The organism is Modestobacter marinus (genome assembly GCF_019799945.1).
Lineage (GTDB): Bacteria > Actinomycetota > Actinomycetes > Mycobacteriales > Geodermatophilaceae > Modestobacter > Modestobacter marinus_B.
Genome location: NZ_JABGCH010000043.1, coordinates 1 through 25,925, shown reverse-complemented (window position 1 = coordinate 25,925; position 25,925 = coordinate 1). Strand labels below are relative to the sequence as shown.

25 protein-coding genes are annotated in these 25,925 nt (G+C 74.2%); 8 read left to right on the top strand and 17 right to left on the bottom strand.

The genetic code is table 11. The features are described from left to right. Nucleotides 1-179: 179 nt before the first annotated feature. Nucleotides 180-1,613: a type I glutamate--ammonia ligase gene (glnA, locus tag HK417_RS22685; protein WP_222272337.1), complete on the bottom strand. Its 1,434-nt coding sequence runs from the start codon at nucleotides 1,611-1,613 to the stop codon at nucleotides 180-182. A gap of 167 nt (nucleotides 1,614-1,780) precedes the next feature. On the opposite strand from glnA, the gene HK417_RS22680 reads away from it, so the two are divergent. Beyond that, complete coding sequence (locus HK417_RS22680; protein WP_222272334.1) at nucleotides 1,781-2,212, top strand: RDD family protein; 432 nt, start codon at nucleotides 1,781-1,783, stop codon at nucleotides 2,210-2,212. A 64-nt stretch (nucleotides 2,213-2,276) separates the two neighbouring features. Here the strand turns inward: HK417_RS22680 and HK417_RS22675 are convergent, their stop codons facing one another. The 3 genes from HK417_RS22675 to HK417_RS22665 all read right to left on the bottom strand — a co-directional run bounded on the left by HK417_RS22675 (nucleotide 2,277) and on the right by HK417_RS22665 (nucleotide 5,526). Beyond that, the gene (locus tag HK417_RS22675) at nucleotides 2,277-3,089 is read right to left on the bottom strand and encodes a DUF4191 domain-containing protein (RefSeq protein WP_222272331.1); all 813 of its coding nucleotides are present in this window, start codon (nucleotides 3,087-3,089) and stop codon (nucleotides 2,277-2,279) included. Between the two features lie 72 nt (nucleotides 3,090-3,161). Next, nucleotides 3,162-4,148 carry a lipoyl synthase gene (gene lipA, locus HK417_RS22670; RefSeq protein ID WP_261327612.1) on the bottom strand — a complete coding sequence of 329 codons (987 nt, stop codon included), beginning with the start codon at nucleotides 4,146-4,148 and terminating at the stop codon, nucleotides 3,162-3,164. A gap of 97 nt (nucleotides 4,149-4,245) precedes the next feature. After that, the gene (locus HK417_RS22665) at nucleotides 4,246-5,526 is read right to left on the bottom strand and encodes a hypothetical protein (protein WP_222272329.1); all 1,281 of its coding nucleotides are present in this window, start codon (nucleotides 5,524-5,526) and stop codon (nucleotides 4,246-4,248) included. A gap of 88 nt (nucleotides 5,527-5,614) precedes the next feature. Here HK417_RS22665 and HK417_RS22660 point away from each other — a divergent pair, with 88 nt between their 5' ends. Then, complete coding sequence (locus HK417_RS22660) at nucleotides 5,615-5,989, top strand: hypothetical protein (protein WP_261327611.1); 375 nt, start codon at nucleotides 5,615-5,617, stop codon at nucleotides 5,987-5,989. Between the two features lie 189 nt (nucleotides 5,990-6,178). Here the strand turns inward: HK417_RS22660 and HK417_RS22655 are convergent, their stop codons facing one another. Further along, a complete protein-coding gene (locus HK417_RS22655) occupies nucleotides 6,179-6,790 on the bottom strand; it encodes a TIGR03086 family metal-binding protein (RefSeq protein WP_222272327.1) in 612 nt (203 codons plus the stop codon). On the opposite strand from HK417_RS22655, the gene HK417_RS22650 reads away from it, so the two are divergent. Continuing rightward, nucleotides 6,789-7,802, top strand: coding sequence for a helix-turn-helix transcriptional regulator (locus tag HK417_RS22650; protein ID WP_261327610.1), 1,014 nt, complete (start codon nucleotides 6,789-6,791; stop codon nucleotides 7,800-7,802). The genes HK417_RS22655 and HK417_RS22650 overlap by 2 nt on opposite strands. Before the next feature lie 177 nt (nucleotides 7,803-7,979). Continuing rightward, nucleotides 7,980-10,907, top strand: coding sequence for a leucine--tRNA ligase (gene leuS / locus HK417_RS22645; RefSeq protein WP_222272319.1), 2,928 nt, complete (start codon nucleotides 7,980-7,982; stop codon nucleotides 10,905-10,907). Between the two features lie 32 nt (nucleotides 10,908-10,939). Here the strand turns inward: leuS and HK417_RS22640 are convergent, their stop codons facing one another. From HK417_RS22640 to HK417_RS22630, 3 genes are read right to left on the bottom strand one after another with little or no spacing between them, the layout of a single operon-like run. After that, complete coding sequence (locus tag HK417_RS22640) at nucleotides 10,940-11,320, bottom strand: PPOX class F420-dependent oxidoreductase (RefSeq protein WP_222272317.1); 381 nt, start codon at nucleotides 11,318-11,320, stop codon at nucleotides 10,940-10,942. Nucleotides 11,321-11,325: 5 nt separating this feature from the next. Continuing rightward, nucleotides 11,326-11,973 (bottom strand): lipoyl(octanoyl) transferase LipB, encoded by a 648-nt coding sequence (gene lipB, locus HK417_RS22635; RefSeq protein WP_222272315.1) that lies wholly within the window; start codon nucleotides 11,971-11,973, stop codon nucleotides 11,326-11,328. Between the two features lie 20 nt (nucleotides 11,974-11,993). Further along, on the bottom strand, nucleotides 11,994-12,728 hold the full coding sequence (locus HK417_RS22630; protein ID WP_222272313.1) for a peptidase E: 735 nt from the start codon (nucleotides 12,726-12,728) through the stop codon (nucleotides 11,994-11,996). Between the two features lie 144 nt (nucleotides 12,729-12,872). Between HK417_RS22630 and HK417_RS22625 the strand changes: the two genes are divergently transcribed. Further along, nucleotides 12,873-14,579 (top strand): serine/threonine-protein kinase, encoded by a 1,707-nt coding sequence (locus HK417_RS22625; protein WP_222272311.1) that lies wholly within the window; start codon nucleotides 12,873-12,875, stop codon nucleotides 14,577-14,579. A 32-nt stretch (nucleotides 14,580-14,611) separates the two neighbouring features. Here HK417_RS22625 and HK417_RS22620 read toward each other — a convergent pair whose 3' ends face one another. The 3 genes from HK417_RS22620 to lpdA form a co-directional block, all read right to left on the bottom strand. Beyond that, nucleotides 14,612-15,517 (bottom strand): TIGR01777 family oxidoreductase, encoded by a 906-nt coding sequence (locus tag HK417_RS22620; RefSeq protein WP_222272309.1) that lies wholly within the window; start codon nucleotides 15,515-15,517, stop codon nucleotides 14,612-14,614. Nucleotides 15,518-15,604: 87 nt separating this feature from the next. Beyond that, nucleotides 15,605-17,434, bottom strand: coding sequence for a 2-oxoglutarate dehydrogenase, E2 component, dihydrolipoamide succinyltransferase (gene sucB, locus HK417_RS22615; protein WP_222272307.1), 1,830 nt, complete (start codon nucleotides 17,432-17,434; stop codon nucleotides 15,605-15,607). Nucleotides 17,435-17,512: 78 nt separating this feature from the next. Then, nucleotides 17,513-18,892: a dihydrolipoyl dehydrogenase gene (lpdA, locus tag HK417_RS22610; protein ID WP_222272305.1), complete on the bottom strand. Its 1,380-nt coding sequence runs from the start codon at nucleotides 18,890-18,892 to the stop codon at nucleotides 17,513-17,515. A 158-nt stretch (nucleotides 18,893-19,050) separates the two neighbouring features. Here lpdA and HK417_RS22605 point away from each other — a divergent pair, with 158 nt between their 5' ends. Next, on the top strand, nucleotides 19,051-19,392 hold the full coding sequence (locus HK417_RS22605) for an oxidoreductase (RefSeq protein ID WP_222272303.1): 342 nt from the start codon (nucleotides 19,051-19,053) through the stop codon (nucleotides 19,390-19,392). A gap of 70 nt (nucleotides 19,393-19,462) precedes the next feature. On the opposite strand, the gene HK417_RS22600 is transcribed toward HK417_RS22605, so the two are convergent. Next, entirely contained in the window at nucleotides 19,463-20,974 is a 1,512-nt protein-coding gene (locus HK417_RS22600; protein WP_222272301.1) for a leucyl aminopeptidase, read from the bottom strand. A gap of 83 nt (nucleotides 20,975-21,057) precedes the next feature. On the opposite strand from HK417_RS22600, the gene gcvT reads away from it, so the two are divergent. Continuing rightward, on the top strand, nucleotides 21,058-22,173 hold the full coding sequence (gene gcvT, locus HK417_RS22595) for a glycine cleavage system aminomethyltransferase GcvT (RefSeq protein ID WP_308123782.1): 1,116 nt from the start codon (nucleotides 21,058-21,060) through the stop codon (nucleotides 22,171-22,173). On the opposite strand, the gene HK417_RS22590 is transcribed toward gcvT, so the two are convergent. Genes HK417_RS22590 through HK417_RS22575 form a run of 4 tightly spaced genes read right to left on the bottom strand, consistent with a single transcriptional unit; the run spans nucleotide 22,170 to nucleotide 24,384 of the window. Next, nucleotides 22,170-23,342, bottom strand: coding sequence for a YihY/virulence factor BrkB family protein (locus tag HK417_RS22590; protein WP_222272299.1), 1,173 nt, complete (start codon nucleotides 23,340-23,342; stop codon nucleotides 22,170-22,172). The genes gcvT and HK417_RS22590 overlap by 4 nt on opposite strands. Before the next feature lie 30 nt (nucleotides 23,343-23,372). Beyond that, complete coding sequence (locus HK417_RS22585) at nucleotides 23,373-23,645, bottom strand: DUF4235 domain-containing protein (protein ID WP_222272297.1); 273 nt, start codon at nucleotides 23,643-23,645, stop codon at nucleotides 23,373-23,375. Then, nucleotides 23,642-23,944 (bottom strand): DUF3618 domain-containing protein, encoded by a 303-nt coding sequence (locus HK417_RS22580; RefSeq protein ID WP_222272295.1) that lies wholly within the window; start codon nucleotides 23,942-23,944, stop codon nucleotides 23,642-23,644. Before HK417_RS22580 ends, HK417_RS22585 begins: the two co-directional genes overlap by 4 nt. Continuing rightward, on the bottom strand, nucleotides 23,941-24,384 hold the full coding sequence (locus HK417_RS22575; RefSeq protein WP_222272292.1) for a phage holin family protein: 444 nt from the start codon (nucleotides 24,382-24,384) through the stop codon (nucleotides 23,941-23,943). Before HK417_RS22575 ends, HK417_RS22580 begins: the two co-directional genes overlap by 4 nt. Before the next feature lie 112 nt (nucleotides 24,385-24,496). Between HK417_RS22575 and HK417_RS22570 the strand changes: the two genes are divergently transcribed. After that, the gene (locus tag HK417_RS22570) at nucleotides 24,497-24,709 is read left to right on the top strand and encodes a hypothetical protein (RefSeq protein ID WP_222272291.1); all 213 of its coding nucleotides are present in this window, start codon (nucleotides 24,497-24,499) and stop codon (nucleotides 24,707-24,709) included. A gap of 93 nt (nucleotides 24,710-24,802) precedes the next feature. Here the strand turns inward: HK417_RS22570 and HK417_RS22565 are convergent, their stop codons facing one another. Further along, entirely contained in the window at nucleotides 24,803-25,786 is a 984-nt protein-coding gene (locus HK417_RS22565; protein WP_222272290.1) for an aldo/keto reductase family protein, read from the bottom strand. Between the last annotated feature and the right edge of the window lie 139 nt (nucleotides 25,787-25,925).

The window sequence follows — 25,925 nt, the reverse complement described above, 5'->3', positions numbered from 1 at the left end:
CGGCGAGTACGGCAGTCGCCCGGACGGTCCACGCCCCACGGCCCCCGTCCGTCCCGGCTGTGACGGGGCTGCGCGGGCCCGGCGCCGGACGCAGCACGGCCCCCGCCAGGGGGAATCCGGGGGAAACCTGGCGGGGGCCGTGCAAACGTGCTGCTCAGGGGCGGTGTAGCCCCCCGAGATCAGATGTCGTAGTACATCGCGAACTCGTGCGGGTGCGGGCGGAGACGGATCGGGTCGATCTCGTTCTCCCGCTTGTACTCGATCCACGTCTCGATCAGGTCGGCGGTGAACACGCCACCGTCGAGCAGGTAGTCGTGGTCGACCTCGAGCCGGTCGAGAACGGCGTCCAGCGACGCGGGCACCTTCTCGATGCCCAGGGCCTCCTCGGGCGGCAGCTCGTAGAGGTCCTTGTCGACCGGGGCTGGCGGCTCGATCTTGTTCTTGATGCCGTCCAGGCCGGCCATCATCATCGCCGAGAAGGCGAGGTAGGGGTTGGCCGACGGGTCGGGCACGCGGAACTCGATGCGCTTGGCCTTCGGATTGTCGCCGGAGATCGGGATGCGGCAGCAGGCCGAGCGGTTGCGGGCCGAGTAGACCAGGTTGATCGGCGCCTCGTAGCCGGGCACCAGGCGGTGGTAGCTGTTCACCGTCGGGTTGGTGAAGGCCAGCAGCGAGGGGGCGTGGGTGAGGAGGCCGCCGATGTAGTGGCGGGCGGTGTCGGACAGCCCCGCGTAGCCGGTCTCGGCGTGGAAGAGCGGCTCGCCGTCCTTCCAGAGGCTCTGGTGGCAGTGCATGCCCGAGCCGTTGTCACCGTAGAGCGGCTTCGGCATGAAGGTCGCCGTCTTGCCGTGCGCCCAGGCGGTGTTCTTGATGATGTACTTGAACAGCATCAGGCTGTCGGCCGAGCGCAGCAGGGTGTCGAACTTGTAGTTGATCTCTGCCTGCCCGCCGGTGCCCACCTCGTGGTGACCGCGCTCGAGCTCGAGCCCGGCGCTGGCCAGGTTGACCATCATCGTCGAGCGCAGGTCGCTCTGGTGGTCGTAGGGCTCGACCGGGAAGTACCCGCCCTTGGGCCGGGTCTTGTAGCCGAGGTTGGGGCCACCGTTCTCGCCGGTGAGCGCCCCGGAGTTCCAGGAGCCCTCGACGGCGTCGATGTGGTAGTAGCCCTCGTTGATCCCGGTGCTGTGCCGCACCGAGTCGAAGACGTAGAACTCGGCCTCGGGGCCGAAGTACGCGGTGTCGGCGATGCCGGAGCTCGCGAGATAGGCCTCGGCCTTCTTCGCCACGTTGCGCGGGTCGCGGCTGTAGGCCTCACGCGTGATCGGGTCGTGGATGAAGAAGTTGATGTTCAGCGTCTTGTGGATGCGGAACGGGTCGAGGTAGGCGCTGCTCGCGTCGGGCAGCAGCAGCATGTCCGACTCGTTGATCGCCTGGAAACCGCGGATGGACGACCCGTCGAAGCCGAGGCCCTCGGTGAAGGTGTCCGGACCGAAGGTCTCCGCCGGGATGGTGAAGTGCTGCATGACGCCGGGCAGGTCGCAGAACCGGACGTCGACGAACCTCACGTCGTTGTCGCGGATGTACGCGGTGACCTCGTCGGGACTGTTGAACATCGATCCTCCGGGAGTGGGCGGACAGCCAGGCCGAACGCTACGAGCGAGGAGTTCCGCTGGCATGACACTTGTGTTTCCGGCCGGTGACAACGCCCGTGGGCGTGTCGCGGCGCCCGCCCCGAGGCACGGCCCCCAGGACGACGCGGGGCCGGTCCTACGCTGAGGTCATGTCTGGCGACACGACCGAGGACGGCGCCCCACCCTCTCAGGAGCGCGCCCGGGGCGCGGCACTGGGGCTGCCCGCCGACGGACCGGGCGCGCTGGCCACCTTCGGACGGCGCAGCGGCCAGTTCGCCATCGACGCGATCACCTCGGCCCTGGTCACGGCGCTGTTCACCGCCCCCGAGCCGCCGGGCAACTGGAGCCTGCTGACCTTCGGGCTGGTGACCGTGTTCTTCCTGCTCGCCACCGGCCAGACCCCGGGGATGCGGCTGCTCGGGCTGCGGCTCGCCCACCCGGCGGAGGGCCGGCGGCTGGCCCCGTGGCGCGCCGTCGTCCGGACCGTGCTGCTGATGCTGCTGGTCCCGGCGCTGGTGGTGGACGCCGACGGTCGGGGGCTGCACGACCGGCTCACCGACACCGCCGTCGTCCGGGACTGACGTGCGGACGACGAACGCCCCCGGCCACTCGGCCGGGGGCGTTCGTACGTCTACGGGGAGCCGCTCAGCGGCGGCGGACCTGCCGCTGGCTGACCGACATCTGCCGGCCGCCGGGGAGCGGGCCACCGGGTACCGGCATGCGCGCCCCGCCGAGGGCGCTCATCCGCCGGCTCAGCGCGTTCACCTCGGCGGCGGTGAGGTTGCGGGGCAGCTTCGTCACGTGCGTGCCCAGCTTCTTCAGCGGCACCTGGCCCTCGTCGTCGCCGACCACGATGTCGTAGATGGGGGTGTCGCCGACGACCTTGGCGATCCGCTTCTTCTCCTGGGCGATCAGCCCGCGCACCCGGGTGGGGGAGCCCTCACCGACCAGCACGATGCCCGGCCGGCCGAGCACCCGGTGGACGGCGTCGAGCTCGCGCGTGCCGGCGACCCCGGAGGACACCCGCCAGTCACCGCGCATGCCCTCGAGCACCCAGGCGGCCGCGCCGGGCTGGCCCTCGACCTGGCGGTAGGCGGAGCCCTGCGCCCGGCGGCCGAAGATGATCATGGCGACCAGCACGCCGAGCAGGATGGCGATGGGCAGGAAGAGGAACGGCGAGCCGAGCAGGATGCCGACGAGCTCGACCACCGCGGCGGCCGCGACGAACCCGATCAGCATGATCCACGGCAGCTTCGGGTCGTTGCGGTAGGTGAGGGTGTAGGCCTGCTTGATCATCCGGGCCTGGCCCTTGAGCTTGCGCAGCCGGGAGACCTTGGGCTGGCCGTCCTTGCCCGCCTTCGCCTTCTTCCGGCCGAACCGCCGGGCCTTGCCCGGCGTGGCGGCCGTGGCGCCCTTGCCGGAGGGGGCGGAGGAGTCGGTTGACCTGCTGCGAGCCATGTCCCTGAGGATAGGACCCCGCCGCCCCCGGCCTGCGCGCCGCGCGCGCAGGCCGGATCCGGACGGGTGTGTTCAGCGGGTGACGGCGAGCCCGCGCGCCTCGGCGGCCTGCACGTACAGCCGGCCGGCGCGGTAGGAGCTGCGCACCAGCGGCCCGGCCAGCACCCCGGCGAAACCGATCTCCTCGGCCTGCGCGGCGAAGCCGACGAACTCGTCGGGCTTGACCCAGCGGACGACCGGGTGGTGCCGGACGCTCGGGCGCAGGTACTGGGTGATGGTCAGCAGGTCGCAGCCGGCCTCGTGCAGGGCCCGCATCGCCTCGACGACCTCGGCGGGCTCCTCGCCCATGCCCAGGATCAGATTGGACTTGGTGACCAGCCCGGCCTCGCGGGCGGCGGTGATCACGGACAGGGATCGGTCGAACCGGAAGCCAGGGCGGATGCGCTTGAAGATCCGCGGGACCGTCTCGACGTTGTGGGCCAGTACCTCCGGGCGGGAGGAGAAGACCTCCGCCAGCTGGTCGGGGTCGGCGTTGAAGTCGGGGATGAGCAGCTCGACACCGCAGCCGGGGACGGCGCCGTGGATCTGCCGCACCGTCTCGGCGTACAGCCACGCCCCGCCGTCGGGCAGGTCGTCGCGGGCCACGCCGGTGACCGTGGCGTACCGCAGCCCCATGGTGGCGACGCTCTCGGCGACCCGGCGCGGCTCGTCGGCGTCGAAGTCGGCCGGCTTGCCGGTGTCGATCTGGCAGAAGTCGCACCGTCGGGTGCACTGGTCACCGCCGATGAGGAACGTGGCCTCGCGGTCCTCCCAGCACTCGTAGATGTTGGGGCACCCGGCCTCCTCGCAGACCGTGTGCAGGCCCTCGCGGCGCACCAGCGACTTGAGCTCGGTGTACTCCGGCCCGGTCTTCAGCCGCGTCTTGATCCACTCGGGCTTGCGCTCGATCGGCGTCTGGCTGTTGCGGACCTCCAGGCGGAGCAGCTTCCGGCCGGCCGGCTCGATCGGGGACGTGGTCCCGATGGGTGCTGCCGCGGTCTCCTCCATCGCCGAACTCATGGTCAGCACCGTACTCCCGCAGGTCGAGCGGCCCCGGCACAAGAGTGGGGCCCGGCGCCGTCGCGCCGGGCCCCACAGGTGTCAGGGGTGCGAGGGGTCAGCCCCGGGTGTTGCCCGGCTCGCCGGCCGGACCGCCCTGGTCCGCGCCGTCCGGACCGGCGGTGGCGATCGGAGTGTCGGGGTCGTTGTACGTGCTGGTGGCCGGCTCCGGGGTCGACTGGTTGCTCGGCTCGTCGGGGCCGGACGCCGGCTGGGCCTCCAGGGCACCGATGTCGGTGTCGGTGGGGGAGGAGTCCGACGGTGCCGTCTCGGCGGTCGAGACGGTCTTGCCCTGGACCTGAGGGGTCTCAGAGCCGCCGGCCGGGCTGCTGGGTGAACTGGGCACGGGGTCCTCTCGGTAGCTGGGCACGGGCCCGTCGCCGGCGGGCGCGGGGGTCCACTGGTCGTCGGGGGCATTGCGACGGATGAGGATGGCGACGCCGGCGGCCACCGCGGCCAGGACGGCGAGCACCCACGGCCACCGGCGCGGCTGCTTCTTCTCGATGCCGACCCCGCGCTTGACCGAGGTGACGGTCGCCGCGGTGCGCTTGGCGGCCTCCTTGCGGGCCCGGGCCGCGGCCTTCTCCATCTCGGCCCGGCGCTTGGCCGCCTTCTTCGACAGCTTCTCCGCACGCCTGCCGAGCTCCTCGGCCTTCTTGCCCGCCGCCCGGCGGCTGACCTCCGCGGCGGTGAGCGCGGCGGCCACCCGGGCCGCGGCCTGGTCGCGGGCGGCCTCGGCGTCGTGCCGCACCTTCTCGGCCTGGGCCGCGGCGGCGGCGCCGACCGTGGCCGCGAGCTCGCTGCTCCGGGAGGTCAGCTGGGTGCGGGCGTTCTCCACACCCTCGGCGAGGCTCTCCCGGACGCCCTCCAGCACCGGGACGGCGGCCACCCGGGCCGCATCCACCTTGGGGGCGGCGGCGGCCATGGCCGCCTCGAGGTTGGCCATCGCCGTCTTCGTCGCCGCCTCGAGCCGGGGGACGACGTCGTTCTCGTAGGCCTTCTGGGCGGCCACCAGCTGCGGGCCGAGCGCGGCGACGGCCGCCTCCACCCGCGGGACGACGTCCTTCTCGTAGACCTTCTGCGCGGCCGTGAGCTGCGGTTCGAGTGCGGCGACGGCTGCCTCGACCCGGGGGGTGAGCGCGGCGACGGCCGCCTCGACCCGGGGCGCCAGGTCCGCGGCGTAGGCGGCCTGAGCCGCCTTCGTGGCCGCCTCGACCTGCGGCCTGAGCTGCTCGGCGGTCGCCTTCCGGGCCTCGGAGACCGCGGCGCCGAGATGCGCGAACCCCTCCTGCAACTCTGCGCCGATGACCTCGGTCGGGCTGCTCTGCTTGCGGGACACTCCTGCACCTCCGAGTTGATCGCGTCGCGATCATCCTGCCCGGGAAACCCGGCGAGCACACCCCGAGCCCCCGCCGGGCAGCGCGCTCATGGACGGGCTGGCCGGCGGGCGCGGTGTGCAGCTGCAGATCTTCACCGAACCCCAGACGGGTGCCACCTACGACGACCTGCTTGCCGTAGCCCGCCGCACCGAGGAGACCGGCTTCGAGGCGCTCCGCTCCGACCACTACCTGGCCATGAGCGGCGGCCGGGTCGAGTTCGGCCTGGGAGCTGGCTGGTTCGAGGCGGGGACCAGCGGCATCCCCGTCCTGGTCGGCGGGCACAGCGCCCGCCGGACGCCGAGGCTGGCCGCCCGGTACGCGGCGGAGTTCAACGTGCCCGTCGGCTCGATGGAGGGCGCCCGGCAGCGGATCGCCGAGGTCAGGGCGTCCTGCCACGAGGCCGGCCGCGATCGTCGTCGTTGAGGTACAGCGCGGCCGTCACCGTCTGTGTCGGCGCGGACGACCCCGAGGTCGCCCGGCGGGCCGCCGCGATCGCCGGACGCCGGGGGACTGGCGCCCCTCCGACTCGCCGGGACCCCCGCCAGGCCGTCGACGTCCTGGGCCCCCCCACCGAGGTGGCGCCCAAGGCGGGCCTGGGACGCCACCGCCCGCTCACGGGGTCCAGCGCGGATCGCGGCCCTGCCAGGCGACCAGCCGGTCGACCAGTGGCGCGTCGTCGGGCACGGGGACCACCGGCCCGAACGGCACAGGTCCGCCGCGGACGTCGGCTGGCAGGATCCGGTGCGCGGCCGGGAGCGCGACGGCGAGCACCCGCTCGTCCCAGTCCGGCGCCTGCCCGGTGGCCTGCGCCAGGTCCCAGGTGTGCGTGGTCAGCTCCGCGGTGTAGGCGGCCAGCGCCGCGGCGCCCGGGTACCTGCCGAACGGCAGGGTCAGCTCCCGGTCGAGCAGCCGGTCGTCGCTCCAGACGGCGCGCACCTCGGCTGCGGCGGCCCGCGCGGCTGCGGCCCAGCCGTCGACGGGCACGCCGGTGGTCACCTGCGACACCGAGAACGGGGGCTCGCCGCGCCCGACGGCGGCGACCCGGCGCAGCACCGCGACCAGGTGGCCCACGAGGGCGCGGACGTCGTACTCGGTGCACGGGGTGCGGCCGGCGAGCTGCTCGGGCCGGACGGCGGCGACGGCGGCGACGGCCGTCTCGACCGCGGAGCCGAACGCGGGGCGGGGGTCGGTGGTGGTCGACGCGGTGGTCGAGGTCTGTGTCATGGACCGACCGTCGCAGCCGAAGTGGTCACCTCCTGGCCACTTCGTCGGCCAAGCTGCGGGCATGCGCGCCGACCGGCTCATCGCCGTCCTGCTGCTGCTCCAGATGCGGGGCCGGGTGACCGCCGCCGAGGTGGCCCGCGAGCTGGAGGTGTCCCAGCGCACGGCCCGCCGGGACCTGGAGGCGCTCAGCCTCGCCGGCGTCCCGGTGTACAGCACGCCGGGGTCGGGCGGGGGATGGGCGCTGGTCGGCGGGGCGCGCACCGACCTGACCGGGCTCACCGCCGACGAGGCCCGCGCGCTGTTCCTCACCGCCGGTTCCTCGGCGGCCGTGGCGCCGGCCGCCGCGGGTGCGCTGCGCAAGCTGCTCGGCGCCCTGCCCGCGCCGTTCCGGGAGGGCGCCCGGGCGGCCGGGGCGGCGGTGGTCGTCGACGCGGCCAGCTGGGGCCGGACGGCGCCACCGGAGCCCCCGCACCTGCCGGCGCTGCAGCGGGCGGTCCTCGAGGGGCAGCAGGTCGTGCTGGGGTACCGCGGCCGGGACGCGCGACCGTCCAGCCGGGTCGTCTCGCCGCTGGGCCTGGTGACCAAGGGCGGGGTCTGGTACCTGGTCGCCGACACCGACGCAGGTGTGCGGACCTTCCGGGTGGGGCGGGTGACCGACGTCGCCGCCACCGGGCAGCCGGTCGAGCGACCGCCCGGGTTCGACCTGCGGGCGGCCTGGGAGCAGAACGTAGGGGAGGTGGAGCAGCGGCGCACCGGCGTCCGGGTGGAGGCCCTGGCCGAGCCGGAGGTCGTGCCGGTGCTGCTCGGCTGGCTGGGCCGTGAGCGTGTGACGGTCGGCGGGACGGCTCCCGACGGCCGGGTCGAGGTGACGGTCGCCGGCCCCTCACTGCCGCTCATCGTCGCCCACGTCGCCGGCCTCGGCCGCCGGCTGGAGGTCCTCACCCCGGAGGCCCGACCGCAGCTCGCCGCGCTGGCCGAACAGCTGCGCGGACTGTACGGCGACGCGGACTGACCGTTCCGGAACTGCGGCGCGGGGTCCGGGGGCAGCGCGGTAGGCTGGCACCGTGTCCGGCGGGCTCCTCCTTCACCGGCCGTGCTGACCTGATCCGCATCGACAGCACGGCGACCCCTCCTGCGTGAGGGGTTTTTTTCTGCCCGCCCACCGGAACCAGGACCCAGGAGCACAGCGATGAGCCAGACGGCCAGCCAGACGGGCACCGAGCCGAGCAGTGAGGTGCCCCCGCACCGGTACACCCCGGCGCTGGCGCAGCAGATCGAGCTCGCCTGGCAGGACCGGTGGGACGCCGAGGGCACCTTCCGCACGCCCAACCCGGCCGGCCCGCTGAGCGAGGGCTTCGACCGGGTCGCCGACCGGCCCAAGGCCTTCGTGATGGACATGTTCCCGTACCCCTCGGGCGCCGGCCTGCACGTCGGGCACCCGCTGGGCTACCTGGGCACGGACGTCACCAGCCGCTTCCTGCGGATGGACGGGCACAACGTGCTGCACCCGATGGGCTACGACGCCTTCGGGCTGCCCGCGGAGCAGTACGCAGTCCAGACTGGGCAGCACCCGCGGATCACCACCGAGGCGAACATCGAGGCGATCCGCGCGCAGCTGCGCCGGCTGGGCGTCGACCACGACACCCGGCGCACCTTCGCCACGATCGACCCGGACTACTACCGGTGGACCCAGTGGATCTTCAAGGAGATCTTCGAGTCCTGGTTCGACGAGACCGCCGACGGCGGCCGCGGCCGGGCCCGGCCGATCGCGGACCTGGTCAGCGAGCTGGACGCCGGCACCCGCCGGCCCGCGCCGGGCACCCTGCCCGAGGGACGAAGCTGGGCCGAGCTGGACGAGGTCGGCCGCCGCCGGGTCGTCGACGCGCACCGGCTGGCCTACCGCCACGAGGCGCCGGTCAACTGGTGCCCCGGGCTGGGCACCGTCCTGTCCAACGAGGAGGTCACCGCCGACGGGCGCTCCGAGCGGGGCAACTTCCCGGTGTTCCGTCGTCCGCTGACCCAGTGGATGATGCGGATCACCGCCTACGCCGAGCGCCTGCTCGAGGATCTGGACCGGCTGGACTGGTCGGACTCGCTGAAGCACATGCAGCGCAACTGGATCGGCCGGTCCACTGGCGCCCGCGTCCGGTTCACGGTGGGGACGGGCGAGGGGGACCCGGCGGCGGCGGAGACCGTCGAGGTGTTCACCACCCGGCCGGACACGCTGTTCGGGGCCACCTACATGGTGCTGGCTCCCGAGCACCCGCTGGTCGAGACGCTGACCGCCGCAGCCTGGCCCGACGCCGTCGACCCGCGCTGGACCGGTGGCGCCGCGACCCCGGGCGAGGCGGTCGAGGCCTACGAGGTGCAGGCCTCCCGCCGGTCGGAGCTGGAGCGGCAGACCGAGGGCCGGGACAAGACCGGTGTCTGGCTGGGTGTCACCGCCCGCAACCCGCTGACCGGTCAGGACATGCCGGTGTTCATCGCCGACTACGTGCTGTTCGGCTACGGCACGGGCGCGGTCATGGGCGTGCCGGGAGAGGACCAGCGGGACTGGGAGTTCGCGCAGGCGTTCGGGCTGCCCATCGTGCGCACCGTGCAGCCGCCGGCCGGCTTCGACGAGACCGCCGGTGCCTACACCGGCAGTGGGCCGATGATCAACTCGTCCAACGAGCGGCTGTCGCTGGACGGGCTGGAGAAGGACGCCGCGATCGCCGCCGTCACCGACTGGCTGGTCGCGACCGGGAACGGGGAGGCGACGACCACCTTCAAGCTGCGCGACTGGCTGTTCAGCCGCCAGCGGTACTGGGGCGAGCCGTTCCCGGTCGTCTACGACGAGGACGACCTGCCGATCGCCGTCCCGGACTCGATGCTGCCGGTGCTGCTGCCCGACGTCGACGACTACTCGCCGAAGACGTTCGCCGACGACGACGCCGACTCCCGGCCCGAGCCGCCGCTGTCGCGCGCCTCGGAGTGGACGACGGTCACCCTCGACCTGGGCGACGGGCCCAAGCCCTACCGCCGGGAGACCAACACGATGCCCAACTGGGCCGGGTCGTGCTGGTACTACCTGCGCTACGCCGACCCGACCAACGCCGAGCGGCTGGTCGACCCCGAGCTGGACCGGTACTGGCTGGGCCCGCGGGAGCCGGGCGACGTCGGCGGCGTCGACCTGTACGTCGGCGGCGTCGAGCACGCGGTGCTGCACCTGCTGTACGCCCGGTTCTGGCACAAGGTGCTGTTCGACCTGGGCCACGTCAGCAGCGAGGAGCCGTTCCGCCGGCTGGTGAACCAGGGCTACATCTCCGCGCACGCCTACACCGACTCCCGTGGCTTCTACGTGCCCGCGGCCGAGGTGGAGGAGCGGGACGGGCGGTTCTTCCACGACGGGGAACCGGTCACCCGCGAGTACGGGAAGATGGGCAAGAGCCTGAAGAACGTGGTGACGCCCGACGAGATGGTCGCGGCGTTCGGCGCGGACACCTTCCGGGTCTACGAGATGTCGACCGGGCCGCTGGACCAGTCCCGGCCGTGGGAGACCAAGGCCGTGGTCGGCGCGCAGCGCCTGCTGCAGCGGATCTGGCGCGTGGTGGTCGACGAGGAGTCCGGCGCGGTGCGGGTCGCCGACGTCGAGCCGGACGACGACACCTCCCGCGCGCTGCACCGGGCGGTCGAGGCCGTCCGGGACGGCATGACCACGCTCCGGTTCAACATCGCGATCGCCCGGATCACCGAGCTGACCAACCACCTGACCTCGGCCTACCCGCCTGGGACAGCGGTGCCTCGCGCGGTCGCCGAGGGGCTGGTGCTGCTGGTGGCCCCGCTGGCGCCGCACCTGGGCGAGGAGCTGTGGGCTCGGCTGGGGCACGACTCCTCGGTGGCCTGGGCGTCGTTCCCGGTCGCCGAGGAGCGCTGGCTGGTCGACGCGACGGTGACCGTCGCGGTCCAGGTCAACGGCAAGGTGCGGGCCCAGGTCGCGGTGCCGGCCGACGCCGATGCCGCCGGCCTGGAGGCGGCGGCCCGGGCCGACGAGCGGATCGCCGGGTACCTGGACGGCGCCACCGTGCGCCGGGTGGTCGCGGTCCCGGGCCGGCTGGTCAACTTCGTCCTGAGCTGAGCCGCGGGGGGCGGGCCCACCGGCCCGCCCCGTCACACCGGCGAGATGCGCAGGACGGCGTGCCGCTGCGTGCCCGGTCGGGTGATCCGGCTCCACGCGCGCGAGACGACCAGGCCCACCTGGAAGCGCAGGCCGTAGCGACGACGGAGCGCGTCCAGCGCGTGCGGCCACTCCTCCTCCGGCACGAAGCTGCCGACCGCGGCCACCTCCGGCCCCTGCGGCCGGCCCCGCACGTCACAGGGCGCGACCGTCACGCGGGGCGTGTGCCGCAGCCGCTTCACCTTGCCCGAGTCGGCCCGGGTCCAGACCAGGAGGTCCGCGCCGTCCGGAGCAGCCCACACCGGGGTCGCCACGGGGACCCCGGTGCGCCGGAAGGTGGTGAGGCTGACGTACTCGCTGGTCGGCAGCGGCACGATGGTCAGCTGGTGGTGGCGGGGACGGGCGCCAGGACGGCGCGCATCTCCCGCTCGACCGCGTCGATCACCTCGCTGACCGGGACGTCCCGGCCCAGCTCGACCGACAGCGACGTGGCGCCGGCATCGACGATGCCGCATGGGATCATGTTGGCGAAGGCGCGCATGTCGGGGTCGCAGTTCAGCGCGAACCCGTGCATGGCCACGCCCCGGGCGACCCGGACGCCGATCGCGGCCACCTTGCGGTCGGGGCCCCTCTCGTCGGCCCGCAGCCACACGCCGCTGCGCCCCTCGACCCGCTCGGTCGGCACGCCCAGCTCCGCGCAGACGACCATCAGGGCCTGCTCCAGTCGGCGGACGTGCGCCACCACGTCGACCGGGTCGGGGAGCCGGACGATCGGGTACCCGACCAGCTGCCCGGGGCCGTGCCAGGTGATCTTGCCGCCGCGGTCGACGTCGATGACCGGCGTGCCGTCGAAGGGCCGCTCGTGCGGCTCGGTGCGCTTGCCGGCGGTGTAGACCGGAGGGTGCTCGAGGAGCAGCAGGGTGTCGGGGCCGGTGCCGGCCACCCGCTGATCGTGCAGCTCGCGCTGCCTCGCCCACGCGTCCTCGTAGGGGACCAGACCCGCCCGGATGACCTGCAGTTCGCTCACGACCCCGAGCCTATGTGTCGTCACCGCAGTCGTCTCGGCTCGATCCGGGTCTCGACCGCCGTGCCGTCCCCGCCGGGCACCACCCGGTACGCGGCCCTGCCGGGACGGTCGGCGACGGCCTCCACCAGGTCGGTGCCGCGGTAGACCAGGCCGACGCCGTCGTCGGTGGCGTGACCGGCGGGCAGCGTCCCGTCCGCGACCAGCCGGTGGTACAGCGGACGGCGCTGCTCCTCGGAGTCGAAGTGGACCCCGTTGCTGTACGGCAGGAGCCCCAGTCCGTCGGTCACCGGCCGCAGGTCGGGCCCGAACGAGTCGGTGGTGCCGCCGACGTGCCAGCACAGGGAACCGGCGGACACCCCGGCCAGGACGACGCCTGCGGCCCAGGCCTCGCGGAACACCTCGTCGAGGCCGTGCACCCGCCACACCGCCAGCAGGTTGGCGACGCTGCCGCCGCCCACCCACACCACGTCCTGGGCCAGCAGGTGCGCGCGCACGTCGGCCACCGTGGGCATCGGGAACAGGCTGACGTGGCTGGGGCGCACGTCCCGGCCGGCGAAGGCCCCGTAGAACCCCGCGACCCGGGCCGGGTCGTCACCGGTCGCGGTGCCGAGCCAGCAGATGCGGGGCCGCGGAGGCGCCCCGGCCAGCTGGGCGGCGAGGTCGAACACGGGGCCGGGCGCCCAGTCGTACGGCCCCCGGCCGCGGGAGTCGAAGCCCATGCTGGTGGCGAGCACGGTCGGCGCGGTGGCGGGCATCGGGCCCCTCTCCTCGGCGGTGGTGGAGCCGAACCTAGGCGGGCCCGGAGCCCGCGGTCCGCCCGGCGGTGGCGGTTGTGGACCGGGGCCGGGCCTGTGGACAGCGGCGGCACGATCGACGCCGCCGGCCCTACCGTGCCCGACATGCCCGCGCCGCCGCTGCCGACACCCGCCCCCGTCGTGCCCGGGTACGTGCTCGAGGAGCTGCTGGGCCGGGGCGGGTCCGGTCAGGTGTGGCGCGCGCGCCCGCGGGGCGGGGGCGCACCGGTCGCGGTCAAGGTCCTGCTGCGCGGGGACCCGGAGCGGCAGGAACGGGAGGCCCGGCTGCTCGCCGAGCTCGACCACCCGCACCTGGTCCGGTTGCACCACGTCGTCCGGCGCGAGGTGCGCGGTGGGTCGGCCGAGGTCGCCCTGGTGCTGGACCTGCTGGAGGGTGGCAGCCTCGCGGCGCTGCTGGCCCGGCGCGGCCGGCTGCGGCCGGGCGAGGTGGTCACCACGGTCGCCCCCGTGGCCGCGGCGCTGGCCCAGGCGCACGAGCGCGGCGTCGTCCACGGCGACCTGTCGCCCGGCAACATCGTCTTCACGGCGGAGGGTCGGCCGGTGCTCACCGACCTCGGCACCGCCCGGCTGGTGGGGGACGACGCGCGGGCGGAGGTGACGCCGCCCTACGTCGACCCGGTGGTGGCCCGGGGTGGCGCTCCGGGCCCGGCGTCGGACGTCTTCGGCGTGGCGGCCGCCGCCTTCCACGCGCTCACCGGCATCGCCCCCTGGAACGCCGCCGACCCCGCCGGCAGCCTCGCGGTCGCCGCCGACGGAGCTCTGCCCGATCTGGCGCTCCTCGCGCCCGAGGCGCCGGCGGAGCTGGTCCGGGTGGTCGCGCGGGGGCTCTCCCCGGAGCCCCACCTGCGCGGGTCCGCGGCCGCCTTCGCGCTCGACCTGCGACACGCCTGCCGGCCGGAGCCCGTCCGGCTGCCCGCCCCGGGGGTGCCGGACGCGGAGCTGGCGCGCACCGGGCACGGCCCGCAGACCGAGCTCACCCACCAGGTGGCCGACCGGCGCGCGCGGGCGGTCCATGCCGCCCCCGCCGACGCCGGTCGGCTCGATCGGCTGCGGGACGTCGTGCGCGCTCGCCTCGGCGCGGAGGAGGGGTCCGGCCCCTGGCTGGGCACGGTGCTGCGCCGCGCGGGAGCGGTCGCGGTGGCGCTCGTGGTGGTGGCCGGCGGGCTCGCCGCCGCAGTCTGGGCAGGGACGGCCTGGGGCGGCCGGACGGGGGAGCCGGTCCCGGCCGCGGAGAGCGCCCACGCCCCGGGCGCGCAGCCCACTCCCTCGCCGGCCGCTCCTCCGCGGAGCCCGCCGCCGGCGAGCAGTGCGCCGGGTGCGGAGGACGACCCCGACGCGGCCCCCGGACCGGTGGCGCAGCCGTCCGTGCCGGCCGACCAGGTCGAGCCGGTCGACCCGGCCGGGTGGTCGGCGGTGGTCTCGGCGCTCTACGCCCGCCGCGCCGCCGCGTTCCAGCAGGCGGATCCGGCCGCGCTGACCGGGGTCTACGCCGCGGGCAGCGCCCTCCTGGAGCGGGATCTCGAGCAGGTCGAGGCGCTGGCTGCCGCCGGGCAGCAGCTCGCCGGCTTCACCCCGGCGGTAGTGCGCACGGAGTCGGTGGCGCGGCAGTCGCCGGACCGGGTGGAGCTCGTGCTGGACGACGAGCTGCCGGGCTACCGGGTGGTGTCCACGGCCGGCCCCGCGACGGCGCCGGTGGCCCAGTTACCCGGGCGCGGCGAGGCGCGAGTGGGCATGGTGCTCATCCGTACCGCCGCGGGCTGGCGGATCAGCGACGCCTGGCTCGCCGGATGACGTCCGGACGGAGTGGGGAGGTGGGCGGCACCTCAGGGCGTGAGCGCCGCCCGCAGCGCCTGCTCCAGGTCACGGTGCGTGTGCTGGAACCCCGCCTCCGTCAGTGCGGCCGGCACCGCCCGCTTCCCACCGAGGACCGCCTCCCGGGCGAACGCGCCGAGTGCCAGGCGCAGGGCGATCCCGGGTACCGGCAGCACGGCCGGCCGGTGGAGCACCCGGGCCAGGGCGCGGGTGAACTCCGCGTTCGTCACCGGGGTCGGGGCGGTGAGGTTGACCGGGCCGGCGACCTCCGCCGTCAGCAGGAACCGGATCGCGTCCACCTCGTCCTGCAGGCTGATCCACGGCCAGTACTGCCGGCCGGACCCGAGGCGCCCGCCGAGGCCCATCCGGAAGACGAGGCCCATGATCTTCATCAGGGTGGCGCCTCGGCCCACCACCAGGCCGGTGCGCAGGTGGGCGACCCGGACGCCGGCCGCCTCGGCCGGGGCGGTGGCCGCCTCCCACTCCGTGCACAGCGTGGCCAGGAAGCTGCTCCCCGCCGGGTCGCGCTCGGTGACCGTCCGGGAGCCGGTGTCGCCGTAGAAGTCGATGCCCGAGGCGGACAGCAGCACGCGCCGCCGCGAGGGGTCGCTCGTGGCCGCGGCGGCCAGCGCCTCGGCGACCGTCGTGGTGCTGTCCAGCCGGCTCGTGCGCAGCCGCTCCTTGTACGCCCGGGTCCACGGCCGCGGCCGGATCGGCTCCCCGGCGAGATTGATGACCGCGTCGACGTCCAGCAGCAGCGCGGGGTCGACGCGGCGGTGGACCGGGTCCCACCGGTGCTCGTCGGCCGTGCGGGGAGTGCGCCGGACGAGGCGGATCACCTCGTGCCCGTCCGCGCGCAGGGCCGGCACGAGCGCCGACCCGATCAGCCCGGAGGAACCGGTGAGGGCCACCTTCATCGAATGCTCCTGACCGGAGTCGGGGGAGGGGACGGTGCGGAGACGACGAGGGGCCCCGGCCGAAGCCGGGGCCCCTCGCGCCGGGGCTCAGGACAGGCCGAGCTCACCCTGGAACTGCCCGGCTTCCAGCCGCTCCTTCACCGTGCCGAGGAACCGGGCGGCGTCGGCGCCGTCGACGATGCGGTGGTCGTAGGTCAGCGCCAGGTAGACCATCGACCGGACCGCGATGACCTCGCCGAGGTCCGGGTCGTTCACCACGATCGGGCGCTTGACCACCGAGCCCACGCCCAGGATGGCCACCTGGGGCTGGTTGATGATCGGGGTGTCGAACAGCGCGCCCCGGCTCCCGGTGTTGGTGAGCGTGAACGTGCCACCGCCGAGCTCGTCGGGGGTGACCTTGTTCGAGCGGGTCCGCTCCGCGATGTCGGCGATCTTCCGGGCGATCCCGGCGATGCTGAGGTCACCGGCACCCTGGATCACCGGGACGAGCAGGCCGCGCTCGGTGTCCACGGCGACGCCGAGGTTCTCGCTGTCGTGGTACGTGACGGTGCCGGCCTGCAGGTCGATCGAGGAGTTCACGGCCGGGTGGGCCTTGAGCGCCTCGACGGCGGCCTTCGCGAAGAACGGCAGGAACGACAGCTTGACGCCCTCGCGGGAGGCGAAGTCGTTCTTCACCTGGTCGCGCAGCTTGGCGATCCGGGTGATGTCGGCCTCGACCACGGTGGTCAGCTGCGCGCTGACCGCCAGCGACTCCACCATCCGCTTGGCGATGACGGTCCGCAGCCGGGACAGCTTCTCGGTGCGTCCGCGGAGCTTCGTGTCCGGGGTCGCCGCCGGCGACGGGGTGCGCCCGGCGGCCGGCGCCGCGGCCTCGGGAGCCGGCTGGGCGGCCTGCTCGGCCGCGGCCAGGACGTCCTGCTTGCGGATCCGGCCACCGACACCGGTGCCCTGCACGGAGCCCAGGTCGACACCGTGCTCGGCGGCGAGCCGCCGCACCAGCGGGGTGACGTAGGCGCCCTGCCCCTCCGGCGCCGGGGCCGCCGGCTGCGACGGCGGCGCCACGGCCTGCGCGGGCGCGGGCTGGGACGTCGGCGACTGGGTGGGCATCGCACCGCTGGACCCGTAGTCGGCGCCCGGTGCCGCCGAGGAGGTCTCGGCGCGGCTCGGGGTCGGCTGCGGCGAGGGCGCCGCCTCCGCCTTCGGAGCGGGCTCCGCCTCGGGGGCCGGCTCGGCCTTCGGGGCGGGCTCGGCCTGGGCCGGCTGAGCGGCCGCCGGAGCGCCCGCCCCACCACCGATCACCGCGAGCTGCGCGCCGACCTCGACGGTCTCGTCCTCACCCACGAGGATCTTGCTCAGCACGCCGGCGGCGGGCGATGGGATCTCGGTGTCCACCTTGTCGGTGGACACCTCCAGGAGCGGCTCGTCGACCTCGACCTGGTCACCCTCCTGCTTGAGCCAGCGGGTGACCGTGCCCTCGGTGACGCTCTCGCCGAGGGCCGGCATGGTCACCGGGGTGCCCTCGCCGCCGCCGGCGGAGCCGCCGTCCCCGCCGGCCTGGGCCGGGGCCGGTGCCGGCTCCTCGGCTGCGGCGGGCTCCTCGCTGGGCGCCGGCTCCTCGCTGGGCGCAGGCTCCTCGGCGGCGGGCTGCTCGGCGGCCGGCGCGGCACCGTCACCGGAGGCGTCCCCACCGATCACCGCGAGCTCCGCACCGACCTCGACGGTCTCGTCCTCACCCACGAGGATCTTGCTGAGCACGCCGGCGGCGGGCGACGGGATCTCGGTGTCCACCTTGTCGGTGGACACCTCCAGGAGCGGCTCGTCGACCTCGACCTGGTCACCCTCCTGCTTGAGCCAGCGGGTGACCGTGCCCTCGGTGACGCTCTCGCCCAGGGCGGGCATGGTGACGGACGTCGGCATCGAAGACAGGTCTCCTCAGGTCGTGGTGGGCGGTGCGGAGGGGGGTCGGGTCATGCGGGTGGAGCGGTGGTGCGGCGGTCAGCCGTGCGCGTGCAGCGGCTTCCCGGCCAGCGCCAGGTGCGCCTCGCCCAGGGCCTCGCTCTGGGTGGGGTGCGGGTGGATCAGCTGGGCGACCTCGTCGGGCAGGGCCTCCCAGTTGTAGATGAGCTGGGCCTCGGCGATGAGCTCGCCGACGCGGCTGCCGACCATGTGGACGCCGACGACCGGGCCGTCCTTCTGGCGGATGAGCTTGACCGCGCCCTGCGTCTTGAGGATCTGGCTGCGGCCGTTGCCGCCGAGGTCGTAGTTGAGCACCTCGACCTCGCCGTACCGCTCCCTGGCCTGCGCCTCGGTGAGTCCGACGGAGGCGACCTCCGGCTCGGAGTAGGTGATCCGCGGGACGCCGGCGTAGTCGATCGGCACGACCGGCAGCCCGGCCAGGCGCTCGGCGACGAGGATGCCCTCGCCGAACCCGACGTGGGCCAGCTGCAGGGTCGGGATCAGGTCGCCGACGGCGGAGATGGTCGGCACGCTGGTTTGGCAGTACTCGTCGACGAGGACGAAGCCGCGCTCCACGGCGACGCCGGCCTCCTCGTAGCCCAGGCCCTGGCTGACCGGGCCGCGGCCGACCGCGACGAGCAGCAGCTCGGCCTCGTACTCCTTGCCGTTCTCCAGCGTCACCTTCACGCCGTCGGCGGTGGGCTCCGCCTTCGCGAACCGGGTGCCCACGGAGAAATCGATCTTCCGGCGGCGGAACGCGCGCTCCAGCAGCTTGGAGGAGGCCTCGTCCTCCAGCGGCACCAGGTGGGGCAGGGCCTCGACGATGGTCACGTCGACGCCGAAGGACTTCCAGGCGCTGGCGAACTCGCAGCCGATGACGCCGCCGCCGAGGACGATCGCCGAGGTCGGGACGCGGTCCAGGTCGAGCGCGTGCTCGCTGGTGATGATCTTCGTGCCGTCGATCTCCAGGCCCGGCAGCGAGCGGGAGTAGGAGCCGGTGGCCAGCAGGACGTGGCGGCCCTCGTAGGTCTGCCCGTTCACCTGCACGGCGGTGGCGGAGACCAGCCGCCCCTCGCCCTCGACATAGGTGATCTTGCGGCTCTTGATCAGCCCCTGCAGACCCTTGTATAGCCGGCCGACGACGCCGTCCTTGTACGCGTTGACGCCGTCCATGTCGATGCCGGCAAGCGAGGTCTTCACCCCGAACTGCTCGCCCTCGCGGGCGCTGTCGGCCACCTCGCCGCTGTGCAGCAGGGCCTTGGTGGGGATGCAGCCGCGGTGCAGGCAGGTGCCGCCGACCTTGTCCTTCTCGATCAGGACCACCTGCATGCCGAGCTCGGCGGCGCGCAGCGCGGCGGCGTAGCCACCGGAGCCACCGCCGAGGATGACCAGGTCAGCGGGGGTGGACGGTGCGCTCACAAGGGCTCCTCAGTGCTGTGTGGCCCGGCATTCCACCGGACTCGGCGATCGTGCGCCTTCTCATCCTGCCACTCCGGGGAACGGCGCGTCCTGGTGTTCCGTTGCAGTCGGTCAGAGCGCGGCGGACGAGCCCGCGGCGCCCGGACCTGGAGCGGGGCATGGGGCTGTTCGACCGCCTGCGCGGAGGCCGCCCGCCGGCCGACCGGCGGGGCACGCTGGACCGCGCCTCCGGCCGCGGGGACCTCGCCCACCTCGAGCAGTTCGTGGCGACCCGGCGCGGCGTGGAGGGCTACGTCGAGCCGCGCACCGCCGTCACCGAGACGACGATCCTGCTGGTCGCCGCGGACGGGGAGTGGACCCGGCGGCGGATCGACGGCCCCGACGTCGCCCGCCGGCTGTCCCGGGAACTGGCGATACCCGTCTACGACGCCCAGGTGACCGGCTATCCGCAGCGGATGCGTGACTGGAGCGCCCGGCAGCGGTCGAAGGACCACCGCTGAAGGACCCCGCTACCCCACCACGCGCTGAGCGCGCGCGGCGGGGCCCCTGCAGCGAGGCCGTTCCAGGACGTCACCGGGCGATGAGGTCCTCGATGGTCGCCAGCAGCGTCCGGACCGGCACGCCCGTGCCGCCCTTGGGGGTGTGACCCCACGGCGAGCCGGTGTTGTAGGCGGGACCGGCGACGTCGAGGTGCGCCCACGGCAGGCCGGACGGGACGAACTCGGCCAGGAAGTGCCCGGCGACGAGCATGCCGCCCATCCGGTCGGCGTTGGCGTTGACCATGTCGGCGAGGGGCGAGTCCAGCCCGCGGCGCAGCTCCGGCGGCAGCGGCATCGCCCACATCGGCTCCCCGCACCGACGCGCGGCCGCGACCACGGCGTCCCGCAGGTCGTCGCTCCCCATCACCCCGGCCGTGCGGGTGCCCAGCGCGACCAGCTGGGCGCCGGTCAGGGTGGAGGTCTCCAGCAGGTAGTCGGGGGAGTCCTCGGCCGCGCGGCAGATCGCGTCGGCGAGCACGATCCGACCCTCCGCGTCGGTGTTGGTGATCAGCACCTTCTTGCCGTTGCGGAAGGTCACGACGTCGGCCGGGCGGTAGGCGCTGCCGCCGGGCAGGTTCTCGGCGATCGGGACGGTGGCGGTGACCTCGACCGGCAGGCCCAGCTCGGCGACGAGGCAGACGGTGCCGATCACGGCCGCGGCACCGGCCATGTCGCTGGTCATGTCCTCCATCTTCAGCGCGGGCTTGATCGACAGACCGCCGCTGTCGAAGGTGATGCCCTTGCCGACCAGCGCGATCTTCGCCTTGGCCTTCTTGCCGCGGTAGGTCATCCGCAGCAGCCGGGGGCCCCGCGCCGAGCCGCCACCGACGGCCAGGATGCCCCCGTAGCCACCCTCCGCCAGCGCCTTCTCGTCCAGGACCTCGACCGACAACCCGGCCTTCTTGCCGGCCGCAGCGCCCCGCGCGGCGAGTTCGGCCGGGTACAGGTCGTTCGGCGGGGTGTTCACCAGGTCCCGGACCAGGGCGACCGCGTGCGCGACGGCGCGAATCCGCTCCAGCTGCCCCTTCACCTCGGCGACGGCCGGGACGACCAGCTCGAACGACGACGGCGGGGCGAGCCGGTCGGCCGGCAGCTTGGACTTGTAGGCGGTGAACTCGTAGGCCCCGAGCAGGGAGCCCTCGCCGACGGCGTGCAGCCGCTCGGCGTCCGGCGGCCCGCCGACGGCCGCGAGCAGGGTGACGACCGTGCTCCGGCCGGCGAGCGCGCGGCTGGCGGCACCGGCGGCCCGCCGCACCCCGTCGGGGGAGTAGCAGCCGTCCGGCTGCGGCGCACCGAGCCCGACCGCGACGACCACCGGGAACGGACCCTGGCCGAACGTGGGCAGCTTGGTGACCTCCTCCTCGGCGCCCTTGGCGCCCAGGTCGGCCAGCGCGGCGAGCAGCCGCCCGCCGAGGAGCCGGTCGACGGCATCGGCGCCGGGCGTGGAGAGGAGTCCTGAGGGCCCCTTGCCGACACCGACCACGACGGCGTCGGCGGAGAGCTTCTCGATCGGGCGGTCGGTGGCGGAGATCGTCGGCGGCACGGCGTCGATCCTAAGGACGGCGTAGGACCCGCGGCGCAGCGGACGCAGCGGGCCCCGCCTCGGCACCCGCTAGCGTCTCGACGGTGATCTCCCCGCTGCTGTCGCCCCTGCACGAGCGCCACGCGGCCGCCGGCGCCAAGTTCGCGGACTTCGGTGGCTGGTCGATGCCGATCGAGTACGCGCACGGCGGCGTCCTCGCCGAGCACGCCGCGGTGCGGGAGTCCGTGGGCCTGTTCGACGTCTCCCATCTGGGCACCGCCACGGTCCACGGGCCGGGGGCGGCGGCCTTCGTCGACGCCTGCCTCAGCAACGACCTGTCCCGGATCGGGCCCGGGCAGGCGCAGTACACGCTCTGCTGCGTGCCCGACGGGGAGCCGCGGGCCGGGGGCGTGGTCGACGACCTGATCGTCTACCTGCACGGCCCGGACGACGTCCTGCTCGTGCCCAACGCCGCCAACGCCGCGGACGTGCTGGCCCGGCTGTCGGCGGCCGCTCCGGAGGGGGTCACGATCATCGACCGGCACACCGAGGTGGCCGTGCTGGCGCTGCAGGGTCCGCGCTCACCGGAGGTGCTCACCGCCGCCGGGCTGCCCGGCGGGGACCTGGCGTACATGTCGTTCGCCGGTGGGGACGGCGACGAGGTCACGGTCTGCCGCACGGGCTACACCGGCGAGCACGGCTACGAGCTGCTCGTCGACGCCGCCCGGGCCGGTGAGCTGTGGGACGCGGTCCTCGCGGCCGGGGAGCCGCACGGCATCCGGCCCTGCGGGCTCGGCGCCCGGGACACGCTGCGCACCGAGATGGGCTACCCGCTGCACGGGCACGAGCTGTCGCTGGACATCACCCCGAACCAGGCGCGCTCGGGCTGGGCCGTCGGGTGGGAGAAGACGGCGTTCTGGGGCCGGGAGGCGCTGCTGGCCGAGAAGGAGGCCGGCCCCGCCCGGCAGCTGTGGGGGCTGCAGGCCCCCGGGCGCGGGATCCCGCGGCCGGGCATGGCCGTCCTCGGCGCGGGCGGGCAGCGGATCGGCGTGGTCACCAGCGGCACGTTCTCCCCGACGCTGCGCACCGGGATCGCCCTCGCGCTGGTCGACACCGCCGCCGGGGTGGCCGAGGGCCACGAGGTGGCCGTCGACGTCCGGGGCCGGCCGCAGCCGGTCGTCGTCCGCCGTCCGCCGTTCGTCCCCTCCCACGTGCGTTAGGCCGACTTCTTCGACTCCTTGGTGGGGGTCGGCGGGTCCGGCAGCTCGTCGGCCATCGTGGCGTCGCGCTTGCCCATGGGCTGGGGCTCGCCCTCGGTCGTGTCGTGCGCCGTCTGGTGCTCGGCCTCGGAGTTGATCTCCGCGCCGAGGAGCACCAGGAAGCAGGTCAGGTAGAGCCACAGCATCAGCACGATCACGCCGGCGATCGCGCCGTAGGTCTTGTCGTAGGACCCGAAGTTGTCGACGTAGATGCTGAACAGCAGGCTCACGATCGCCCAGATCACGGTGACGACGACCGAGCCGAGGCTCACCCAGGCGAAGCGGGGGGCGTCCCGGTCGGGGGCCACCCGGTACAGCACCGCCAGCGAGCCCGCGACCACGCCGAGCAGCAGCACCCAGCGGATGACCTGCGCGAGGACGGTGCCGAAGATCCCGAGCGGCAGCATCTCGAGCACCGCGGGCACGACGGCGACCAGCGCGAAGGTGATCAGCACGAAGACGATCGCGCCCAGCGTCAGCCCGAGCGCGAGGGCCTTCCGCTTGACGAAGCCGCGGGTCTCCACCTCGTCGTAGGCGAGGTTCACCGCGGTGATCAGGTTTCCGGTGCCGCCGGAGGCGCTCCACAGCGCGGCCAGGATCGAGATGATCAGGCTGACGGTCAGTGCGCCGCCGCTGTTGTCGACGATCGAGTTGAGCTGGTCGGCGAGCAGGCTCTGTGCCTCTTCGGGCAGCTGGCCGGACAGCGACTCGATCTGCTCGCTCACGCTCTCCGGGGAGGCGACCAGCCCGTACATCGAGATGGTCGCGATGAGCGCCGGGAAGACCGCGAGGAAGGCGAAGAACGCGACACCGGCACCGATGATCGGCATGTTGTCGGCGTTGTTCTCGGCCCAGGCGCGCTTGACGATCTGCACCCAGCCCCGCGCCGGGATCTGCGTCGGCTTCTCGGCGTGCACGCCGGGCAGCTCGGCCTCGCTGGGCACGTCCGGGGCCGGCCGGGCATCCTCCCGGCGGTCCGTCGCGACCACGTCCGCCGACGAGGAGCCGGTCGCCGGGCGGTCGGCGGCCCGCTCGGCGGCGGCCCGCGCCGCGGCGCGCCGTTCGGCCTTCTCCTGCACCCGCTGGCGGATGCGGTCGACTGAGCTCTCGGGACGACCGGTGTTGACCATCGAGCTGCTCCTCGTCGGGGGTCGGGCGGGTCAGTCGCCGGGCCAGCTGCCGGTCAGCTTGGTGAAGCCACGGGCGCCGGCCCGGTCGATCGCGGCCTTCGTCGCGGCGAAGATCGCGCCCTGGATCGCCGCGGCGAGGACGACCTCACGCATCCGATACTCGCTCTGCAGCGCGCTGGGGGCGTCGTCCTCGTTCGCCACGCGCTTCCAGACCTGCTTGAAGACCGCGCCGGACACCATGCCGGCGAGCACGCCGCCGATCAGGCCGATCGGACGGTAGGCGAGCTGCGCGCCCTTGCTCATCCCTTCCTCCTCCAGATCACCAGGCCGACGACGAGCGTGACGAGGGCCGCGACGGCCCCGAGCACGACCGGCGGGCTCTCGCGGTAGGTCTCCACGGCCGTGTCCCGGGCGCGGTAGACGCCCTCCCGCGCCCGACTGGGCACGTCCAGCCGGTGGCTGAGCTCGTCGACGGTGCGACCGAGCTGCTCGCGCGTGCGCTCGATGTCGGCGCGGATGGCGTCGGGATCGGTCGGCCCGCCGACGTCCGGGGCGCCGGGCCCGGGGGCCCCGGCCGGGCGGTGGCCGTCGGGTGCGGTCATCGCTGCGCCCGCTCCTTCACCGTCGCCACGTCGGTCCTGACGCTCTCGAGCGTCTCGGTGGGCAGTGGGGGAGCGGCCTGCTGGACGTCCTTCTTGCCGAGCAGGCCCAGGACGGCGGCGACGGCGAAGAGGACGACGGCGATGATGATCGCGGCCAGCCAGCCGGGCAGGACCGCGGCCAGCCCCAGGATGGCCGCGGTGATCAGCGCGTTCAGGCCGAGGACGGCGACCAGGCCGGCGCCGCCGAACAGCCCCGCGCCCACGCCGAGCCGCTTGGCCTTGCCGGTGACCTCGGCCTGGGCCAGCTGGACCTCGTTCCGGACCAGGCGGGTGACCTGGTCGGTGAGGTCGCCGAGCAACTGGGCGGTGGAGGCGTTCGCGGGGTCGGGCGGCGGGGTCTCCGCTCGGGTCGAACCGGTGCCCGGGCTGGGCAGGGCCATGGGTCCTCCGCGGTCGAGGGGAGCTGGACGCCACCCTCCATGCCCCGATCGCCTTACTCCGTAAACCAAGATCACCAACCGCGTCGGCCGGGACCTGACTAGCCTCGCCGCCATGCGCTGGACCTGGCAGCTGGAAGACCCGACGGGTGCACCCGTGGACCCCGCGAGCCTCGACCTGGAGGTCACGGACTGGGACAGCCAGGGGGACGCCGAGTCCTGGCTGGGGGAGAACTGGCGGGACCTGCTGGAGCGCGGGATCGCCACCGTGACCCTTTTCGAGGGCGAGACGAAGGTGTACGGCCCGATGGGGCTGGCCGCCACATAGAACCGGGGCGGACGACGAGTCGTCCGCCCCGGTGGCCTCCCTGCAGGGTCCCGCCGCGAGCTTGCGAGCGGTGGGGGGCAGGGAGGTCCTATTTCAGCCGCGCGAGGTCTTCGCGGGGTCGCGCTCGACGACGTCGCCGAGCGCCTCGTCGATGCGGGTCAGCACCTCGGCCGGCAGCCGGACGCCGGCGGCCTTGACGTTGTCGTGCACCTGCTCGGGCCGGCTGGCGCCGATGATCGCGGCGGCGACGTTCTGGTTCTGCAGCACCCAGGCGACGGCGAGCTGGGCCATCGTCAGGCCGACCTCGTCGGCGATCGGGCGCAGCTGCTGCACGCGGGTGAGGATGTCGTCGGTCAGGAAGGACTGCATCGACCCGCCCACGCTGGCGTGCGCCCCGCGGCTGCCCTCCGGCGGCTGCTGGCCCGGCTGGTACTTGCCGGTCAGCACGCCCTGGGCCAGCGGGGACCAGACGATCTGGGACAGGCCCTCCTTCTCGCTGGTGGGCACGACCTGGGCCTCGATGACCCGCCACAGCATCGAGTACTGCGGCTGGTTGCTGATCAGCTGGACCCTCAGCTCACGGGCCAGCTCGGCCGCGGCCGCGATCTCCTCGGCCCGCCACTCGGACACCCCGAGGTAGAGGACCTTGCCCTGGCGGACGAGGTCCGCGAAGGCGGTCATCGTCTCCTCCAGCGGGACCGTGGAGTCGTAGCGGTGCGCCTGGTAGAGGTCGACGTAGTCGGTCTGCAGCCGCTTCAGCGAGGCGTGGCAGCTCTCGATGATGTGCTTGCGGGACAGGCCGCGGTCGTTGGCGCCGGGGCCGGTCGGCCAGTAGACCTTGGTGAAGACCTCCAGGCCCTCACGGCGCTGGCCGGCCAGCGCCCGGCCGAGCACGGACTCGGCCTTCGTCTGGGCGTAGACGTCGGCGGTGTCGAAGGTGGTGATGCCGGCGTCGAGGGCCGCGTGCACGCAGGCGTGCGCGGCGTCCTCCTCGACCTGGCTGCCGTGGGTCAGCCAGTTGCCGTAGGCGATCTCGGAGATGGTCAGGCCGGAGCGGCCGAGGCGTCTGAATTCCACGGACGCCGACCGTACCGACCTGCGCGCGAACCGCTCGTCGAGGCCGGGGGGCGAGGGAGTTCGCCCGGCTAGTGCCGGGTCAGGCAACCTTCGCCCTCTTGATGGTCTCGGCTCGGCGGATGACTTTGCGGAGCTGGGG